Source organism: Roseateles chitinivorans (assembly GCF_050632145.1).
Taxonomy (GTDB): domain Bacteria; phylum Pseudomonadota; class Gammaproteobacteria; order Burkholderiales; family Burkholderiaceae_C; genus Roseateles; species Roseateles chitinivorans_B.
The window spans coordinates 4,112,562-4,133,148 of sequence record NZ_CP192577.1; the positions used below are offsets into that span (position 1 = coordinate 4,112,562).

Consider the following 20,587-nt stretch of genomic DNA (forward strand, 5'->3'; position numbering starts at 1 on the left):
GTTTCCGAAGAGCAGCTTCGGATGTCGAAACTGCCGTATGCGATTTCTTCCAGAACATTCGCATCGGTGGGGACAGGGCTCTCCGTCGGCGAAGTCGCGCGTAGGGACAGCTGGAGCAACGGGATATCTCAAAACCTGAGCACCGTCCCCAACTTCTTTGCCACCACTGCTCTCGATCCTGTTTTTGGGGTGACTGAGGTCGCTCAGAACGTGGGTGACGGCGAGTACGCGCAGGCAGGGGTCGGGGTGCTGATGTTGGCGAGCAATAGGGTCTTGCCGGGTGGAGCGAAGGTGGCCACCAAGATGGTCGCTGCGGAGCGCGCAGCGCTGATTCGAGAGTTGGGTGCCGAGTTGAGGATGGCGCCGGGCGTTGACCTGTCGGTGGGTGGCAGTCTCCGGTTTGAGCCGGAGGCGATTAGGATCTCGGGGACCGGAAGCGTCGCCGCGGTTGATAGGTTGGTGGTGGCGAGAGTTGGCAACATCGAAGCTGCCGCGGCCGAGGGGGAGCAGGACTGAAGGCACCAATTGTCTTCACCAACCAGATTCCTGAAAGTGGTCCGCGGCCGTTTGCTCCATGGCGTGCCGGAGGCTCGCGTTCGAATGATTTTCTTTACGTCGTTGACCAGGACGGAAATTTAATAATGTCCCCGATACCCAGGAATGGGGAGTATGGTCACTATGATCTTACCGGCGGAGGAAATCCGGTGATCGCCGCAGGCGAAGGGCATTACTATGGAGGAAAGGTTAAGCTTGATAACGTTTCCGGTCACTATCGACCTGAGGGTGAGTCGGCGCAGAGCGCGGCCACGGTCGCATTTGAAAAGGCCGGCTTTACGGTGTCCAATTACACTGAAAAGGTGTTTGATTTCAAACTTGGCCGCTGGGTGAAGAAGCAATGATCTCATACCAAATTGATGAATTTCGGGTTCTTTGCGAGCAAGTGCGAGATGCAGAGGACAAAGACGAAGACGCGCGAGCGATAGAGCAGAGCTACGAGGACTTGCTCATATTCCTGAAGAAGCATGAATCGTCAAGGGCTGAGCTATCCGAAAGGCTTTGCTCGATTGTGAATAGTTACCGGCATGCTCGAAATTCTGGACCGTCTGAGCTTTCTGTTGATGCCATAGCGTATTGCATGCACGAGCTTCGCTGGGCTGAGGTAAAAGAAGCAGCGTTGATTGAGCAGCACGATTATTTCGTTGCTCGGCGAGAGGATTTTCTTTGGAGGCTCATTGACGCCTTTGACCCCGATTGGCAGAAAGCACCCTCTTATGCGAGATTTTCAAACTTAACCTGACCAAGCTAGCCCTCGCCAAACGCCCGCATTGAGCGGGCGTTTGGTATTTGGTAATGCCGGAAGTAGTGCTCAAGGCTTTGTACGAGATGGATGAGCGGTCGCCAACAAGGCTCCAAGGGCGAATTCTTCTGCGAATGCACAGGTCAGATCCGGTGAGGTGCAGGTCGACACCCCGCGCAAGTGGACTTGGCCGCCATCTCCACCCGAGCCTCCGCCAGCAGCAGCATCGCGTCGAGCGACGCGGGCAGCGTGTCGATGGCGACATCTAACAGCTCAAAGAACGCTGGCTCTCAGGCGGATTGCCGGGACCAGCGTGGGCGCCGTGATCGTCCTGGCGGGTAGCTCAGGAGCCTGTATCCGGCTAATCGAAGTCGAGCATTTCGGCATTGGTCCTACCGCCCTCAACACCTGGCACTTTCTGGTGCGGACGGAAGGGCGGTGCAATACGACGCGCTAGGGGCAGCGCAAGCAGATGACGCAGACTGGAGAGAACGGGGCGGTCAGCGTCGAGCGCTACACGTACACGGCGGACGGTTTTCTGGAGGCCACCTACCTCGACAACTTGTCGTATGTGCGGGTACGACGGACGGTGGATGCGGCGGGGCATACAGCCGTCCTCGTTCAGCTACGACGTCAGCGGCTACCTGACGCGGGTGACGGACGAGGTGGCCCAGACGGAGATGACGTACACGACCAACGCGCAGGGGCGCATCCTGTCGAAGGACACGTTGACGCTGAACAAGCCGGGGGCGATTCAGTCATCACCAAAGTCCTGCCACAAACTCAAGTCAACATTCAGCCGCAAATCACCATTAGGTCGAATGGCCCGTCTGGCCTGAGAGTTCGACTAGATGCTCTTGGCGAAGAAATTGGCACTGGCACTGGCACATTGATGCCTTCACACATGAGGGCTTCGGTCACCGCCCAGCTGACGCCGAACCAAGTGGTTGTGTACCCTGAACTCGTCCAATACGGCGGTACAGTGGTTGGAAAAGGAAAGGCTCCGTACATTGGAGGAACACAGCGGCCGCCCGGACCAGTGGTCATCATTAGAAAGCCGTAACGTGAGTCTCGAAAATATTGGCGTTATTGATGCAGCAGGTCTAGAAACTGCGACCGACACCGTAGTGTTGAGCATCATCGACTCGTGGACTTGGGATGATGAGCGCCAGCATCTCACTGCCTTGCAGGCAAAGCTCAACGCCTACTTCGAGTTCATTGAGTCCGGGCAGATTTACGAGGCGTATAAAGATTCGCAAGGCAAGGCCTTGCGAATCGACGTGATTTTCAAGTATCCGGTTCCAGGCTCATGCGCTAGTTTGCTGAGCAAGGCAAATGAGGTGGCTAGCCAACTCGATGTTGGCGTCTCCTTGAAATTGCTAGCTGAGTCATGAGCGGCCATTGGGTGCTGCAGCGCTGAGCCACCCGGCTGTTCCATGAGCCGCTGCTACGGAGGCTGCGGGGTCAGCCTTGAGTCTGAAGCCTCGCCTGAGCTGAGCACTGCTCTGGCTTTTCGCAGCCGCTGCCACAGGACAGCGGTCAGTCCCGGCCGGCGTCGGGGCTGACCCTAAGGAGCGCCTGCCCCAGCAGGCCGACGCAGGGCCGGGGGAGCCGGCAGCATCGAGGCGCGGTCCAAGCGCCGGAGCGGCACGCCGACGAAGGCGGTGGGGCCATCCGGTCGCACACTCCGAAGAACTGGTCAACCTGACCCTGATCCACTTGTCATCCCAGTCTCTGCGACGCAAGACAACAAGCGGGTTAGAGTAGCTTCAATGCTGAACAAATAGCGGGAAATGCCGATGAATTCATTGATCGAGCGCCAGGCACTGATTGACCAGGAAGTGGTGGACGCATTGATCATTGCCACTCCTGAGACTTGGCATGCAGCCGATATGCAGGTCTTACGCGGACGGGAAGGGGAGCAAGACAAGCTGATGATCACCATCTCGAGCCCTGAAGGGCACTTGGATTCGGTGGGGCCTACTGACGAAATCCTTGAGGCGCTTCGAAAGTTGCTAGTTCATTTTCGGGAGCATGAGAAAACCTGGGTCGAAGTGATCTACAAGGCTCTGATGAAAGAGAACGGCGACTGGACCTATTCGATACAGTTCAAATACTGATTCGGCGTGTAGCCTTATTGAGATCTTGATCTGGCCGGAAATCGAATCCAACCTCATGCGAAGTGCGAGCAATGCAGCCATGCATTCGCGCGCTCCGAGGAGTTGCTCAGGCTGAGGCCCGAGCATGACGAGGAGGCGGAAATGCTGATCCTCCACGGCAACCGTGCGCCAATGGCGGCCTCTGGCGCGCATGCGGAGGTGCAACGCCCGACGACTTCAAACCTGACCCTGATGCCGAGCAGTAAGCGCGCTTCGGCGTGACGTCATGCGGGCCTAGCGCGCCGCTCAGGTGCTCTTGGCCGCCAGCTCCGCCCGCGCCTCTGCCAGCAGCCGCATCGCATCCGGCGACGCCAGCAGCGTGTCCACCACCGCGTCCACCAACCCGAAGAACGCCGGATCCGCGATCGCATCGCGCCCCAGCGCCGCGGCCAGCGTGGGTTCCATGATCGCGCGCAGCATGGCGCGGTCGTCGCCCGGGCGGTCGGTCGCCGTCTGAAGCACCCGGTCCAGCGCCGCCGTCGACGGCTGTCCGCCGGCCCCCGCGCCGTCGCGAGCCGCCGTCGATGGTCCCGAAGCCGCGTGCCCCGACCTGCCGGTGCGCTTGTCTCCGCCCCCGTCCTTCACAGGACGCGGCGGTGCGCCGCGGTCGGGCCGGTCGATGCGCGTCATCGTCGCCAGACTCAGTTGGGCTTGCCGACCGGCTGGTAGTTGGCCAGCAGCACGTGGGCCGAGGCCTCACTCGAGCTCGCCTCGGCTTCCGCCTCGTCCGCCTCGCCCGCCGCATCCACCACCGGCGCCGACGCTTCCGTCGGACCGGCGCTGGCCGCCAGCGTCGCCGTGATCTCGTCCAGGCTCGCCAGCACGCGCTCGATGTCGCGGTTCATCGGCGGGTTCGCCGTGTTCAGCGCCAGTCCCGCGCGGAACTGCGCCTTCGCCTCCGCCACGTCCTCCCCCGCCATCGCGAAGAAGCCCTGCGCGAAGCGACGCATGAAATCGTCCTCGCCCAGCGCCAGCAGCGGCTGCCAGGTCGTCAACGCCAGTGCGAGCCGGTCCGTCGCGAACTGCAGCAGACCCAGCTGGTATCTCGCGATCGCCATGTCCGGCGCGAGCAGCACCGCCGTCGCGTACGCGCTCTCGGCCTCCTGCATGCGGCCGACCTGGGCCAGCTCGCCGGCGGCGAGGAAATGCGGCAGGCCGTTGCCCGGGACGGCCTGCGCGGCCTCGCGGAAGCGCTGCAGCGCGAGTTCGGTGTCGTCGGACTCGCTGGCCTGGAGGCCTTGCTGGATCAGGGTGTCGAAGGTCTGCGGCATGGCGGTGGGAAGTGAACGGAAACGGCGGCGGGCCGATGGCGCGCAATGGCACATCGGGGCACTCGACAGATTATCCCGACCTGACGACCGCGGTTTAGCGAGCGGGCGAAGAAGACATCGCAAGACATCAGGGACGGGCCGCACCGTCCCGTCACCACTGCGTCGCTGCGAAGGCGCCTGCGCGGGAGTTCGCCGCTCCGGCGGTGCCTTCACGATCGCTTACAAATTGGCGTCGATCGGGCCTAAACCGCGCCGCGGATCCCCGGATGTATTGCACGTATCGAGGTGCGAAAGGGCGGCTCCGTCCGCGCCTCGTTGGTGAAACCAAAGGGACGAACATCATGGTCGGCGTTGTCAGCGGCACGGGTCTGGGCTTGAACTACACCTCCTTCACGGGGACGGTGAACCAGGCCGGGGTGTGGAACCAGGGCGGTCTCGGTCTGCGCAACACGCAGATCTTCATCAACGGCTACACCGGCAACCTCGTCGTCCAGGACCAGGACGGCCTGCTGGCCGCCGTGGGCAGCGACCTGCAGGCGCTGCGCACCTACAACAGCCGGGGCAGCTTCAACGACGACAACGGCGACAACTGGATCGCCGGGTTCGTGCGCCAGTCGATGCGGCTCACCGCTGGCGCCTGGGGAGCTGCAGGCAGCACGGTCACCGTCACGAACGAGGACGGCTCCGAGCGTCTGTACACCTGGGTCACCAACCGCTATGTCAGCACGACGGGCTCGGGCGGCGACACCTACCTGACGCTCAACGCCGAGCTCACGCAGGCCACCTTCAGCAACGGTCCGCAGTCGGGCACCTTCGACGTGGCCACGGGCCGGCTGACCGGCTGGAGCTCGCCGACGCTGCTCAACGCGGTGTTCAAGTACGACGCCAACGGACGCCTGTCGAGCATGGCGGCGGATGCCAACGGCACCGGCGGCCGCATCGTCTACGAGTACAGCGGCAATCAGTTGCAGCGCGTCAGCGTGATGGACGAAACGCCCAAGGCGGTGTCCACGACGCTCTACACGTACGACGCCAACGGCCGTCTGTCGCGCGTGACGGTGGACCTGACCCCGGCCGACGGCTCGATCACCGACGGCAAGGTCTACACGACCGACTACACCTACGTCGCCTCCGCCGACATCACCAACGGGATGCTGCGCAGCATCACCAACAGCGACGGCACCTCGCAGAACTTCAAGTGGGTCGTCAGCGAAGGGCTGGCGCGCATCTCGCAGAGCTGGGGCTCCGACAATCAGATCACGAACTACGAGTACAGCACCGCATCCCGCACGATGCGGGTGACGCAGCCCGGTGGCTTCACGACGGACTTCTGGTACTACGACGGCAGCGGCCGGCTCAAGCAGAGCCATCCGTCCAAGGGCGCCAACAACGGCGTCACCAACGACACCGTGCGGACCTTCTTCGAGTACTACACGACCGAGGACCAGGCCACCTTCACCGACTACGACCGCGGCGTCACGGTCTACAACTACGACACCGACAACAACCTGATCCTGATCCGCGACGCGGCGGGCAACACGGTCCGTCGCACCTACGTCAACCGGCTGCTCACCACGGAGACCGTCTATGCGGTCGCCGACCCCGATGGCGGCGGCACCGCGCAAGCCTCGGCACCGGCCACGACACGGTATGTCTACGACGCCGAGGGCAAGCTGCGCTTCAAGCTCAGCCCCGAAGGCGTGGTCACCGAGCTGCGCTACACCGGCAAGCTGCCGACGAGCACGATCACCTACCTGGGCGGCGCGTACAACGTGAGCGCGCTGACCGTGTCGCAGACGCCCACCGAGGCACAGCTGACGACCTGGGTCAACGGCGCCGACAAGACCCGCACCAGCCGCGTGGACACCGTCTACGACCTGCGCGGCCAGAAGCTGCGCGAGACCGCTTACACGTCCACGGACGCCTCGGGCAATGGCGTGGCGGCCGGCCAGCATGTCGTTGTCTACGCCTATGACGCGAGCGGCCGGCTGCTGACGATGACCGACGGCCTCAGCGCGTCGATCACCTACGCCTACGACGGCCTGGGCCGCGTCCTGAGCCGTCAGCAGGGCAGCATCGCCACGAGCTACGTGCACCAGGACGGCGGCAACGGCTACGTGTCCACGGTGACCGAGCAGAACGGGCTGGTCACCGTCAGCACCTACGACAAGATGGGTCGCCTGCTGGGTGTGACGCGGACGCAGAACGGCAATGCGCTGGGCACGTCGACGAACTCCTACGACGCGCGCGGGCTGCTGTACAAGACGCAGGACCCCACCGGCGTTCTGCACTGGTTCCTGTACGACGAGCGCGGCAACAAGGTCGCGGAAGTCGACGGCAACGGCACGGTGACGGAGTTCCGCTACGACGCCTCGCAGCGTCCGGTCCAGACCATCGTGTATGCGACGCCGCTGGCGGCGCTGACAGGCGCCACGCCCAACCTGGCCTGGGCGGAACCGCCCACGACGCCGACGCTGGCGGCGATCCGGCCCGCGGCGACGGCCAAGGACCAGCGCAACTGGACGATCTACGACCAGGCGGGCCGTCCGACACGCACGGTCGACAACGCCGGCTTCGTCACGGAAACCCGCTATGACGGAACCGGTCGCGTCGTGGGCACGGTGCGTTACGCCACGGCGATCGACCTGACCGTGTTCGCGACCACGCCCACGGCGGCCAACGCGACGCCCGCGGCCAATGCGGACAACGACCGCGTGACCCGCACGTTCTACTCCACCGAGGGCCGGCTGCTCGGCGAGCTCGACGGCGAGGGCTTCCTGGTCGAGTACCGTTACGACGCGGCCGGCCGCCTGGCCGCGCGGGTGCGTTACGCCGACCCGACGGCGAGCGCGCAACGCGCCACCGGCACGCTGGCGCAGCTGCGTCCGGCCGCAGCTTCGCCCAAGGACCAGACGACGCGCTACGTCTACGACGGACAGAACCGCGTCATCGGCGAGATCGACGCCGAGGGCTATGTCACCGAGCAGGTCTACGACGAGCGGGGCCACGTCGTGCAGCGCACGCGGTATGCGAAGGCGCTGACCTCGGGCGAGATCACGCTCTTCGACGGCGGCACCGGCGCATGGCGGCCTTCGGGCACGTCCGGCTTCGCCGGCGACCGCACCGAGCTGTGGCGCTACAACACGCTGGACCAGCTCGATCAGCAGACCGACGCCGACGGCACGGTGACGACCTTCGCCTATGACGCGGCAGGTCGCGTGGTGTCCACGACCAAGGCCGTGGGCACGGCGGAAGTGCGCACGCAGAAGGTCATCTACGACGGGGTGGGGCGCGTCATCGGCACGCTCAGCGCGCGCGGCGCGGCGCTGCTGGTCGACGGCCAGACGGAGGCGCAGGTCAAGGCGATCTGGGCGCAGTACGGGACGACCTATACGTATGACCTGGCGGGTCGCAAGACCAGCCAGACCGTCTCCGACGGCACGCGCACGCAGCGCACCGTCTTCTTCTACAACGAGGACGGGCAGCTCACCCACACGATCAACGCCCTGGGCGAGGTGCAGGAGAACCAGTACGACGGGCTCGGCCAGCTGGTGAAGACGATCGCCTACGGCGGGCGGCTGAGCACGACGACGTTCAACGGGCTGAACGGCGGCCTGGCCAACACGGCGATCCGCAACGCGGTGCTGGAACTGCTGGCGCAGCGCACGGCCGGCAACCAGCCGTATGCCAAGGCGGAGTCCGTCTTCGACTACGACGCGCGCGGGCTGCTCAAGAGCACCACCGACGCGCTGGGCTACACCACGTCCACGACCTACAACGCCTTCGGCCAGTCCGACGTCGTGTCGCACCAGATCCGCCTGGAAGGCACGCTGGTGCTGGGCAAGCTGGAGTACGACCGCCGTGGGGTGCTGGTCGCCAGGACCGATGACTTCGGCGGTCTCAACGCCATCACGCGCACGCGGGTGGACGCCTTCGGCCGCGTCTACGAACAACTGGATGCGCGCGGCGTCCTGACCAAGACCGGCTACGACCGACTGGGCCGCGTGGTGCAGACCACCGACGGCGCGCTGGTCGACCGCTACACGACCTACGACGCGTTCAGCCGCGTGGCCACTGCCAAGGACGGCAACGGCCAGACGACCACCTACCGCTATGACCTCGCTGCGCGCACCGTGGAGGTCACGACGCCGGAGAACATCAAGAGCCGGGTCACGCGCAACCGCCACGGCGAGGTGGAGAGCGCCACCGACGGCGCGGGCGTGCCCACGACCTACGCGTACACCGAGAACGGCGAGCTGAAGACCACGACGACGCCGCTCAACAGCACCGGCACGAAGTACGACAGCCTTGGCCGCGTGGTCGAGACCACCGATGCCAACAGCACGGTCACGAAGTACGTCTACGACGACCTGAACCGCCTCACCTCGCGCACGGTCGATCCGACGGGACTCAACCTCGGCACCAGCTACGTGTACGAGGACACCGACACCGGTACGACGGTGCTGACCACCGAGGCCGACGGTCGCCAGACGCGCCAGAACTTCGACGTGGCGGGACGCCTGGTCGCGAGCACGGTGGATCCCTCCGGCCTGGCGCTGACGACGCGGTTCGAGCTCGATGCGGATGGCCGCACGCTCAAGGTCACCGATCCCAACAACATCGTCACGCGGTACGAGTACGACAAGCTGGGCCGCCGCACGGCCGAGATCACCGATGACGGGGTCAATGCCGGCGATCTGAAGCTGACCCGGACCTATGCCTACGACCTGGCGGGACGCCTGACATCGAGCACGGACTGGGCGAGCGCACGCACGCTGTATGCGTATGACGAGGCGAACCGCCTCGTGTATCAGATCGACCCGATGGGCTCGGTGCGCTACACCGAGTACGACGGGGAAGGGCGCGAGCGCCGCGTCACGCGCCTGGCGACGTCGTTGACGGCCGCCAACCTCACGGCCTTGGGTATGCAGCCCACGCGTGCGGCAGTGGCGGAACTGTTGACGAGCGTGCCGGCCAAGGACGAGGTCACGGGCCGGGTCTTCGACAAGGACGGGCGGGTCAAGTTCAGCGTCGACGCTGCAGGCACAGTCGTGGAGTTCCGCTACGACGGCGCGGGCCGCGTGAAGCAGCAGATCGCCTATGCGACGCCGGTGAACCCGGTCGCCTGGATGGACGGCGGCGCGGCGGCACCGGCCGTCCACGCGAACGACCGCGTGACGAGCACCCTCTACGACGCGCTGGGTCGCGCGACGACGGTGGTGGACGCCGAGGGCGGCATCACGGTGCTCGCCTACGATGCCGCGGGCAACCTGCGCCAGAAGACCGCCTTCGCGCGGGTCGCCGATGCGGCCACGATGCAGGCGCTGCGCACCGCGGGCGCGACCTGGACCGCGGCGACGCTGGGCGTCCCGGCGGCCCACGTGCAGGACCGGGTCACGAGCTTCCGCTACGACACCCTCGGTCGGCTGCGCTTCGAATACGACGCGGGCGGCTACGTCACGGAGACCCGGTATGCCGGGCTCAGGACAACGACGCTGCGCTACGCGACGTCGACGGCATTGGATGCCACACCGACCTCCAGTGCCGACGATCACGTCAGCAGCGTTGAGCTGGACAAGGCGGGACGGGTCCTGAGCGCGATCGACGCCACCGGTGTGGAGACCCGGAACGAATACGACGCCGGCGGTCGGCTGAAGGCCAGCATCGCGGCGTACGGGCGCCTCGAGGCGACGAAGACGGGCTATGTCTACGACGACGCGGGCCATGTGATCGAGAAGACCCTCGCCCAGGGCACGGACGCGGCGTCGACCACGCGCTACGGCTACGACGCGAAGGGACGGTTGACGAGCGAAGTGGAGGCGCGTGGCGTCGCGCTGGCGACCACCAACAGCGTCTGGGCGCGCGCGGAACGTCTGCGGCTGGGCAAGGCGGAGTCCGCCGAGCAGTTGTCGGCGGCGGACCGGCAGGCCCTGCTGGACAAGTACACCGCCACGCACGAGTACGACGCCGCGGGACGCCGCACGTCCACGCTCAATGCGGCGGGCTTCCGCACGTCGACGCAATACGACGCTTTCGGCAACGCGGTGAAGGTGACGGATCCGCTGGGCAACGTCGGGTACTTCTACTTCGACAAGCTCAACCGGGTGACGCTGCAGGTCGATCCCGAGGGCTATGCGACGCGGACGACCTACTGGACCGCGGGCAGCAATCAGATCGCGACGGTGCGGCGCTACTTCAACAAGGTGGTCGCGCCGGTCGTGGGGCAGGAACCCGCGACGACGGACCATCCCAAGGACGCGCTGAACACGAATGTCTACGATCGACTGGATCGCCTGCTGAGCTCGACCTCCGCCGTCGAGGGCGGCAACGTCGTCGAGTCGACGCAGTACGCCGTCAACGGCAACCGCTTCGACAAGCAGGTGACCAACAAGGTCGGCGGCACGGCGGTGTTCAACACCGACAAGCTGGGCAACGTGATCACGGAGACGCTGCCGGTGACGGTGGACGGCGCGGCGGTGGTGAACCGCTACGGCTATGACGCCTTCGGCAACCGGACCAGCTCGGTGGAGGCCGTGAACCCCGACGGCCGTGGCGGCTGGATCAGCCGCACGACGGCCTACCGGTACGACAAGGCGGGGCGTCTGACGCACCGCATCGGCACGGCATACACCGCCTTCGACGGCGTCGCCCAGACCAGCTCGACGGTGATCCCGGTCGAATGGACCCGCTACGACGCGCTGGGTCGCGTGGTGGAGCAGGTCTCGCGCGGCAACTGGCTCAATGACGCCCAGGTCAGCGGCGGTGCACGCTCGCTGACCCGCTACGACGCGGCCGGCAACAAGCTGGGACAGGTGGCCGCCGATGGCGGCTACATCGGCTACGACTACGACGCGGCGGGCCATGTCGTGCGTGAGAGCGCACGCGGCACGGTGACCGTCGTCGACGGATCGAACTGGACGCCGCCGCCCGCCGATGCGGCGGTCGATCGCAACACGGTGAAGGCCTACGACGTACTCGGCCGGCTGGTCGAGGTCTCGCGGGAGAACGTCCGCTACTGGGAGGCCAATCCCAGCTCGAACGACATCGTCGCGCCGCTGTCCGTGCCGACCACCGTGCGTCTGCAAGGGCTGGTCTACGACGCCGTCGGCAACGTCGTGCAGGAGATCGACGGTCGCGGCAACTCGGTCTACAGCTACTACGACAAGATCGGCCGCAAGGTGCTGCGTATCGACCAGGAGTCGTACGCGGTGGGCTGGGACTACGAGGCCTTCCAGGATGTCGCCACGGCCGAGGTCAAGTACGCGGGCCGCGTTGCGGCCTATGCGGTGCAGACGGACGGCCAGCAGGCCGCCGCGTTGCGAGATCCGGCGACGCTGCGCGCCGGGCTGAGCCTGGACCAGGCGCGCACGACGCGCTTCGTGCTCGACACGCTGGGACGCGTGACCGAGAAGCGGGTGCTGGGCGTGGCGTCGACTTATCTGAACGCGACCGGCGCGGCCGTGAACGTGACGATGGATGCCGTGTCGACCTACGAGTACGACGGCCTGGGCAACGTGAGGAAGCAGCGCGACCTGGTCGGGCTGTCGCCGGACGGTGCGTCGCAGGTCTGGAGCGAGACGGTCGTCGAGTACGACAAGCTCGGCCGCGAGATCCGCCGCACCGCGCCGGGCTTCAGCGATTTCCAGACGCGCTGGGTGACGCCGGTCACCGACACCGAGTACAACGGACTGGGCCTGGTGTCGCGCACGATCCAGCGCGGCCAGGCCGGCGACGACCGCATCACCCGGTTCGACTACAACGCCAACGGCGACCGCACGGCAACCGCGGATGCCGAGGGGCACTACACGCTGGTCGAGCTCGACGCCTACGGTCGCGTGGGACGCTCGACCTCCAAGGAGGTGCTCCGTGCCGATGCCACGAAGGTGGACATCGTCAAGCGCTATGCCTATGACGCGATGGGCCGGGTGACGGCCGAGTACGACGGCGATGCGACCCACGCGCAGACCGGCGAGATCCGCCGCACGCGCTACAACGTCTTCGGCGACATCACCGGCAAGGGGATGGGCGACGGCTGGCAGGAATTCGCCGAGTACAACGTGCTGGGCAAGGTCGAACGCAACAACAGCGACGGCGGCGCGATCGCGGTCACGCTGTACGACCGCAACGGCAATGCGACCCGCAAGATCGTCAGCGCGCAGGCCACGCTGGACCTGCGGTCGATGTCGATCGGCGATGCGGCGGCGGACCTGGCGCGGCTGAATCACACCTTCAGCGTGCACGACAAGCGCAACCAGCTGCTGAAGACGGTGGACTTCGCGGCGGAGTTCCAGCTGACTGCAGCGGCCCGTCAGTCGGCGCTGCTGCAGAAGCTGAGTCCGCTGTACGGCGCGATCTCGATGAACCCGGTGCAGGGCGCCGACTACACCGGCGCGACGGGCGGCTCGGGCGCGCTCGGCAAGACGCCGGTCAGCACGCCGACCGGACAGACGCCGCTCGGGGCGTCCTCGGCCTCGGGGGGACGAACTATCCGTTTGCCGACCTCAGCGAGATCCCCAAGGTCAGCAGCCAGACCGTGCCGGGGAGCGGCGGTTACGCGCTCACGACCGGATGGTCGGGGACGTTCATGCACAACGGCAATTACCCGGTCGACGCCAGCATGACGCGGCCGTTGACGAATATGCCGCTGTCCCTGCCGGCCGGTTTCCCGATGCTGGCTGACAACGCCTCCTACGAATTGCGGCGCGTCGGCCCCGACGTGGGGCCGGGCAACTCGCTGGCCGGAACGCTCACCCCGGGCGCCCCGCCGATCATCATCGATAGCCAGTCCAAGTGGGTCAACAGCTCGCAGTTCAACGAAGAACGCTACGACCTGGTCGGCAAGATCGGTGGCAAGGGCGTCGTGCTGGGCACGCTGGTTGTCTCCGTGAAGAAGGACAAGCAGATCCGCGGCGCAGGCAGCCCGGAACTCTACGGCTTGCCTACCTACTCGTGGCGCATGGAATATCCGAGCCGCCTCGTGATCCCGAAGTCCTCGGATGCCCGCGTGGAAGTCATCCGCCGCAGCGGGGCGGCTGGTGATCCGACGCCGCTCGCCCTGTCCACGCTGAACGCCTACACCTACCCCGGCTATACCGGGCCGACAGGGGCGCTGGACACCGTCCAGTCGCTGGACATGCAGGGCTGGGCCCAGGGCAGCTACACGATCGAGATCCGGACGTACAACGCAGACGGCGCTGTCCAGAAGGTGATGCAGGAAGTCGTCACCGTCGGCGCCGCGGGCAACGTGTCCGCCGGCGCCCTGACCGCGGTCCAACTCGACCCCGTCGAGTTCCGCGGGATGCCCAACGGCCATGCCGCCATCTATCTCAATACGCCCGCCCATGCTTCTGGCCTGATCTGGCTGCGCTTTTACGGCGCGGACGAGAACTTCAGACCGATCCCGTATTCCGGAGGATTCATCGACCTGACGGACATCGATGGCGGCTTGTGGAATCGTGCGGACTCCGGTTATCAGTATGTGATCGAGACCAACGGCCAGTTCATCGCGGGCTCCTACCACGGCGGTGGAGGGGGCGGGATTCCCTGGGACCGGAGCAACCCGATCTACCGCACGCCGACTGGGCCGCAGAACTTCACCTTCTCGCCGGACTACCAGGCAGTCGCCGGCTCGCCGGCGTTCAGCAAGTATGTCGTCGAGTTCGACATCAGCTACAACGGCCAGACCAGCAGGTTGACGCGTGAACTTGGCTCCGCCAGCGCCTTCACCGTCTCGGAGAGCGACTTCAGCGGCTGGGTCGGCCGGTCGGCCTTCAGCCGTTCAGCGCCGGTGAGTTATGTCTACCGGGTCTTCGCCGGCGAGGGCACCGGACGCCGCCTGGCTGCGCAGGGCCAGGGCGCGATGACGACGGGACGCTCCAATGTCTCGGCGGTGGGCGCGACCAGCTATCCCGCCATCGCCAATCTCGGCGTTCCCAACCTGGCAGGGAACGTCAAGCTGACGGTGGGGGGCAGGTCTATCTGCTGTCGGACACGGACCCGCGCCGATGGGGGTCGGGCGAACTGACGCTCAACCTGTATGACTGGCTGAACCGCAGCGCCGATACCTCGATCACCATCGAGTACGCCGACCCTGAACGGGGGCCTTCTCCGGTACGGTCGTGGTGAGGACGGACGGCAGTGTCGTCGTGCCGACCTTCAACAACGCCTATTTCGGCAGGACCAGCCTCGAGGTCACGATCCCCAATTCGACGAAGCTGTCCAGCGTCCAGCTGCGGCTGCGCAACGGCACCATCGACAACCGCAGCGTGACGATGGCGAACGGGAAGATGGTGATCCCGCTGCTCGCCACGGACCGCAACCAGACCTTCGACGTCGACTTCACCGCGACCAACGACGCCAACCAGGTCACCTACATCGGCAAGGGTACCTTCACGGTCGCCGACAACGGCGTCGCCAACTACGTGATGCGCGAGCCGACCTACAAGCCGTCGTTCCTGCGGATCGACGCGAAGGTCGATGATCTCGTGCAGGTGCGCCTGCGCCCGAAGGGCGGGGCGTGGCGCACGTGGATCACGCTGCCGGAAGGGACCACCGCGCGCAACCTGCTGCTGGACGACTACACGCCGCAGTCCGGCGCCGACCTGGCCTGGGACTACGAGTACGTGATCACCGGCAAGGACACGGTGGTCTCCGCGAAGGGGCACGGCGACTTCAGCGTGTCGGCGACCCGCGCGGTGACCTTGGGCACGCCGGTGTCGGACCGGACCCCGCTCGCGCCGATCACTTTCTACGGCCCGAGCCATCAGGCGGCGACCCGGATGCGCCTGACGATCGACGGCACCACGGTCGACCTCAACGGCACCTGGAACGGCACGCAGATGGTCTACGTCTGGCAGCGGCCGCTGGGCGGACGCGTGTTCGAGACCTCGACCGACTTCAACTACCGCATGGAGATCCTGACGGCGGGAGGGCAGCCGGCCACCGACGTCGTGGGCGATCCGATCAAGCCGGTGGACGGCGTGCTGACCGTCGGCGGATCGGTGGACAAGCCGTTCGAGTTCAAGCAGTACGTGACCCAGTTCGTCGCGAGCGCCCAGCTGCGCCGCTACCAGACCTACAACGCGTTCGGCGAGATCGCGGAAGAGTACGACGACGGCACACTGAAGCGCGCCCGCGCCATGGTCGACCTGTACGACCCGACGAAGGCGGGCCTCTATGCCGTCGACGAGTCGGCGGTGCGCACCACCTTCACCTACAACGCCCTCGGCAAGCTGATCTCGAAGAAGGATCCGCAGACCTTCGAGACACTGGCCAACGGCTTCATCCGCCGCACCCGTCCGACGACGAGCTACGGCTACGACCTGCTGGGGCGCACGGTGTCCAGCACCGACGCCAACGGCTACACGAGCCGGCAGTCGTATGTCGGCGGCAGCGAGCAGGCGGCGACCCGGTTCAATGCGGACGGGTCGTCGCGCTCCTTCGCCTACGACGTATTCCTGGACAACCGCAAGATCACCAACGAACTGGCCAACGTGGTCCTGCAGGACTTCGACAAGCTCGGCCAATTGATCACCGTGTCGCGGCTGGGCATCACGCGGGCGCAGAACTTCACCAACGGGGAGTTCACCGGCGCGAAGGCGGTCGACGCCACCCTGTTCGAGCGCTTCACCTACGGCCTGGAAGGCCAGCGGATCACGCATACGAACGCGTCGGGCGTGGTCGACAAGACCTTCTACGACTCGCTCGGACGCGTGGTGAAGACGGTGTCGGGATCGGGTGCGGAGACGCGCTACGACTATGTGCGCGTGGAGGCCGGCAACGTGTCGGACCCGGTGCTCAGCGTCGGCGACCTGAACCTGGGCGGCTACCGCCGCACGACCTACAACCCGGACGGCCGCACGCTGGTCGACGAGATCGACTACTTCGGCCGCACGACCTGGCACCAGGATCTGCAGGGACGTCAGTACGCGTACCACTACGGGCTGTCGGGCAAGCTGCTGTCGCAGGGGGCAGCAGCGGTCAGAGCATCCGCTACGACTACACGCTGAGCGGTCTCCTCTACAAGGTGTTCGATCTGAACGCGGACAACCGGATGTTCACCGAGTACGGCTACGACGATGCGGGCAACCGCACGCATGAGAGCTACGGCCAGATCGCGGCGAACTCCGAGCAGGTCACCTCGGTGATCCAGGCGAGCGTCGTCCAGTTCGACGAGCTCAACCGCATCGCGCGGACCTGGGACGGTGACGCCAAGAGCTACGACCTGCGCTACGAATACGACGCGGTCGGCAACCGGCGCGCGGCGACGTCGACCTACTGGACGGTGACCGGGGCGACCGGGCAGCAGATGAGCCTCTGGTACACCTACGACCAGATGAACCGCTTCACGACGACGATGGGGTCGTTGACGATGCAGGGCACGTCGGCGACGGACACGAACGGGCGCATCGTCCGGGGCGGCACCGGCGTGAGCATCGGGTACGACGCGCTGGGTCAGCGCACCTCGGCGACGACGACCGTGAACGGCGTGGACCGCGTGGAGACCTACACCTATTCCGCCGACGGATACCTGGAGGATTCGCTGGCGAACGGCGTGCTGATCAACCGCCGGCGCAACGATGCCTCGGGCCGTACGCTGCAGATGAAGGAGTGGAAGGACAACGGCACGTTCTACCAGTCGACGTCGTCGGTGTACGACGCGGACAACCGGCTGCAGCTGGACAAGGTGCTGGACGACAAGAACGTCACGCGCAACCGCAGCTATCTGTACTACCAGGCCGGATCCACCGACATCGGCACGGCGAGTGCGGGTGGCACGGGTGCGCTGGCCAAGACGGTGTTCGACACGGTCACGACGACCTACGAGTACCAGTACTGGGATGCGGCCAAGCAGACGAAGATCACGTCGACGCAGCAGGGCATTTCGGGATCGGGGGTCACGACCTTCACCTACAACTCCAACGGCCACCTGCGGGAGAAGTTCGATCTGGTCGCCAACGTGCGGCGTCGCTTCATGACGACGGCGCAAGGCGTGGTCATCCTGCGCGAGGAGTACCGCGCCGGTGCCACGGTGCCGCTGGCCCACCGGTTCCTGTACGCGGACGGCCACCTGGTCGGCGACGTGGGGAACGACGGCAAGGCGGAGTCGCAACTGACCTACGTCGAGCAGATGGCGCAGCGCGAACTGACGCCGGAGGAGCGTCGCAAGCGTGACCGCAGCCCGGTGCCGGTGAACACGGCCGACTTCGACCAGAACTACCAGCCGGTCAACTCGGGCTATCCGGGGGCGGCGTCGTCGAGCTACACGGTGCGTGGCGGCGACACCTTGAGTTCCATCGCGCAGAGCGTGTGGGGCGACTCGGCGATGTGGTACATGATCGCCGAGGTCAATGGCCTGAGCGGCAACGAGGCGCTGCGCGAAGGCCAGGTGCTGGTGATCCCGAACAAGGTCACCAACATCCACAACAACGCGACGACCTTCCGTCCGTACAACCCGGGCGATGCGATCGGGCGGGTGGATCCGACCTTGCCGGAACCGCCACCGCCGCCAGCGGCGAAGAAGGGCTGCGGCGGGATCGGCGTGATCCTGATGGTGGTGGTGGCGGTGGTGGTGAGCGTGGTCACGGCGGGAGCGGCGGCCGCGACGCTGGGCCCGATCCTCGCCGGTGCTGTCGGCGCTGCGGCGGGTTCGGCCGCAAGCCAGCTCGTCGGCATGGCCACAGGCAACGTGGAGAAGTTCAGTTGGAAGGCGGTGGGCAAGGCCGCGGTATCGGGAGCGCTCTCGGCGGGGATCGCGGAGGGGCTCAGCGCGCTGGCCGACACATCGGCGGCGGGGCAGTCGGTACAGGAGGCCGCCAAATGGCTCAAGCAGACCGACAACTTCGGTGCGGCGGTGGCCCGCGGTGCGCTGACTTCGGGCGTCACGCAGGCCATGCAGGGCAAGTGGAGCTGGAAGGAAGTCGGCGCGTCGGCGGTCGGCTCCGGCGCGGGGTATCTGGCCGGACAGGCCCTGGGTGATGCCTTCAAGGGCGTGACCGGCGGTCAGACCTTGAAGATGGCGACGGCCTCGGCTGTCGGTTCGTGGGCCAGCAGCCAGGTGATGGGCTACAACTCGTCGACCACGCTGGCGCGGATGTCGCAGTCGTTCGCGTCGGGGTTGGGGCAGGGAGTTGGGCAGGCGATCAGCGATCGCCTGAACCAGCAGGGCGAAGGACCTTGGTCCGCAAAGAACTATCAGAACGGCGCCGACATCGAGAGCACCAACGCTGAGCGAGTCGACGCTGGTCAACGCGCTGCTGCTGACCAGACAAACGCTGGCAGATCAGCGATGCTGTCTGGGCTCGTCTACGGGGAGCTCGGCGGACAAGCTCGAGCGGTCAAAACTGGTCAGGCGGGAGGGCATTTTTACCTTCCGGCCTTGATCGCAGACGCCGCCGGTATTTCGAGCGAGCGGATGTCGCAAATCATCTCGTACTCGCAGTTTGCGGATCAGAATGCTGCGATGGACGCCTTCAACAATGGGACCCGGTATCTGGCCACTGGTCCGGACTATGCTCCAGCGGTTGTCGGGCTGGTTTCGCAACGCGGGCTGCATGCCTTGAATGGACGGACATTGGAGGAGAATCTTGAGTTTTATCAGTCACTGATTGCTGAGAACAAGGACGACAATGCGATTGTCGGGATTGCTCTTCATGGTCTTGCTGATTCGGTCTTCCATTCACGTGAAGTGGCCTCGGGCGAATATCGAACTTTTACGGCGCCATGGGGGCATGGCGCGCACGGCAGTGAGCCTGACTATGTCTCGCGAAAGCAGGTGGAGACCGTCGCGGGACAACTGATCTCCGCGTTTGAAACGATCAGCGATCGCAGCTTCACAGAAGAACAGCGCACTTCAGTCATGTCGGCGATTAACTCAGCAATGGATCGCGCCGCTGCGCGGACCTCGATGGATATCGATGCGGCGGAGCGAGTGCAGGAACTCTTTGGACCGAGCAACCCTGGCGCAAGGGTGAATCCGACTGAGCGAATGGAGTTGAACTTCCGTGACGTGGTTCGTGAGGCCTCTATCGCGCTTCCCGGTGTGCGAATCGAAGACCTCCCGTCTCCGTTCTTCCGGGGACCAATAAGCGAAGAGTCGACTCGTGCGGAGGGGCGCGTATTCTTCAATCTGCCACCGGCGGAGGCGGATGAGTTGACCAAGCGGGGAATGGAAGCGGCGGCGTTCGTCACCAACGAGTATCTCAAGCGTATGGGGGATTCGACGATTCCCAGCACAGTCAAGCCCGCAGACTTCTACGATTCCAAGGTATGGTCGCTGCGGCGAGCTTTCCCCTGGCTGAACCAGATTCCATCAGGAGCTTCGCAAAAGCCGTCGTTCAAGGACGGCATTTGATCGGATCAGATGCGACTCCTAGTTCACCTCTTTGCCATTGCCTGTGCCGCACTGTGCGCGGCATGTGCAGTGGGACAGCCCGGAAAGCCGATGAGCGACCACGCCTTTGACGAGGCCGTGGCCGGGGCCCGCGTGCTTCGTAGGGACGCCATGGACTTCAAGGCTGGTCACGATTTCAAAGGGCATCCTTCAGCCATCGTGATCCGCCAGATGCGCGAAGAGGGATTCGCGTGCGGGATTGAGCACCTCAATTTGCTTCATCCAGTAGCGGAAGGTGTAGGGCGGTGGGAATGGAAACTTACGCCGCTAATCGTCTGCAACCGCGTATCCACCGCGACGGATGACGTCTGCATTTCGCGGCGAGTAACTTTCGACATCGGTTGGCAGGATGCCGAAGCGTCGGAGCAATCGCTGCTTTTGCAGGTCGAAGACAGCCTAGTGACGCATCAGACCTACCACTGCACCCCAAGATTACCTCCGAGATAAGCAGCGTTCCCGCGTGAAGAGG

13 protein-coding genes are annotated in these 20,587 nt (G+C 65.3%); 11 read left to right on the forward strand and 2 right to left on the reverse strand.

Translation table 11 applies throughout. From position 1 onward, the window contains the following. Positions 1-21 precede the first annotated feature (21 nt). From ACQ86G_RS18915 to ACQ86G_RS18940, 6 genes are all read left to right on the forward strand, one after another. Positions 22-516, forward strand: coding sequence for a hypothetical protein (locus ACQ86G_RS18915; RefSeq protein WP_431256759.1), 495 nt, complete (start codon positions 22-24; stop codon positions 514-516). Between the two features lie 188 nt (positions 517-704). After that, complete coding sequence (locus ACQ86G_RS18920) at positions 705-899, forward strand: hypothetical protein (RefSeq protein ID WP_431256760.1); 195 nt, start codon at positions 705-707, stop codon at positions 897-899. Further along, complete coding sequence (locus tag ACQ86G_RS18925; protein ID WP_431256761.1) at positions 896-1,297, forward strand: hypothetical protein; 402 nt, start codon at positions 896-898, stop codon at positions 1,295-1,297. Before ACQ86G_RS18920 ends, ACQ86G_RS18925 begins: the two co-directional genes overlap by 4 nt. 593 nt (positions 1,298-1,890) lie before the next feature. Next, positions 1,891-2,136, forward strand: a complete 246-nt coding sequence (locus ACQ86G_RS18930) for a hypothetical protein (protein WP_431256762.1) — start codon at positions 1,891-1,893, stop codon at positions 2,134-2,136. Between the two features lie 225 nt (positions 2,137-2,361). Next, positions 2,362-2,691 (forward strand): DUF6572 domain-containing protein, encoded by a 330-nt coding sequence (locus ACQ86G_RS18935; protein ID WP_431256763.1) that lies wholly within the window; start codon positions 2,362-2,364, stop codon positions 2,689-2,691. Between the two features lie 405 nt (positions 2,692-3,096). Further along, positions 3,097-3,417: a hypothetical protein gene (locus tag ACQ86G_RS18940; RefSeq protein ID WP_431256764.1), complete on the forward strand. Its 321-nt coding sequence runs from the start codon at positions 3,097-3,099 to the stop codon at positions 3,415-3,417. A gap of 285 nt (positions 3,418-3,702) precedes the next feature. Here the strand turns inward: ACQ86G_RS18940 and ACQ86G_RS18945 are convergent, their stop codons facing one another. Both ACQ86G_RS18945 and ACQ86G_RS18950 read right to left on the reverse strand, forming a co-directional pair. Beyond that, the gene (locus ACQ86G_RS18945) at positions 3,703-4,086 is read right to left on the reverse strand and encodes a hypothetical protein (protein WP_431256765.1); all 384 of its coding nucleotides are present in this window, start codon (positions 4,084-4,086) and stop codon (positions 3,703-3,705) included. Positions 4,087-4,097: 11 nt separating this feature from the next. Then, entirely contained in the window at positions 4,098-4,727 is a 630-nt protein-coding gene (locus ACQ86G_RS18950; protein WP_431256766.1) for a hypothetical protein, read from the reverse strand. 341 nt (positions 4,728-5,068) lie between these two features. Here ACQ86G_RS18950 and ACQ86G_RS18955 point away from each other — a divergent pair, with 341 nt between their 5' ends. The 5 genes from ACQ86G_RS18955 (at position 5,069) to ACQ86G_RS18975 (ending at position 20,565) form a co-directional block, all read left to right on the forward strand. Beyond that, positions 5,069-13,348 (forward strand): hypothetical protein, encoded by an 8,280-nt coding sequence (locus ACQ86G_RS18955; RefSeq protein ID WP_431256767.1) that lies wholly within the window; start codon positions 5,069-5,071, stop codon positions 13,346-13,348. Further along, positions 13,312-14,751, forward strand: coding sequence for a hypothetical protein (locus ACQ86G_RS18960; protein WP_431256768.1), 1,440 nt, complete (start codon positions 13,312-13,314; stop codon positions 14,749-14,751). The genes ACQ86G_RS18955 and ACQ86G_RS18960 overlap by 37 nt, the downstream gene beginning before the upstream one ends. A 94-nt stretch (positions 14,752-14,845) precedes the next feature. Further along, complete coding sequence (locus ACQ86G_RS18965; protein ID WP_431256769.1) at positions 14,846-16,735, forward strand: hypothetical protein; 1,890 nt, start codon at positions 14,846-14,848, stop codon at positions 16,733-16,735. A gap of 17 nt (positions 16,736-16,752) precedes the next feature. Further along, a complete protein-coding gene (locus ACQ86G_RS18970; protein ID WP_431256770.1) occupies positions 16,753-20,079 on the forward strand; it encodes a LysM peptidoglycan-binding domain-containing protein in 3,327 nt (1,108 codons plus the stop codon). A gap of 90 nt (positions 20,080-20,169) precedes the next feature. Next, positions 20,170-20,565 carry a hypothetical protein gene (locus tag ACQ86G_RS18975; protein ID WP_431256771.1) on the forward strand — a complete coding sequence of 132 codons (396 nt, stop codon included), beginning with the start codon at positions 20,170-20,172 and terminating at the stop codon, positions 20,563-20,565. Positions 20,566-20,587: the final 22 nt, after the last annotated feature.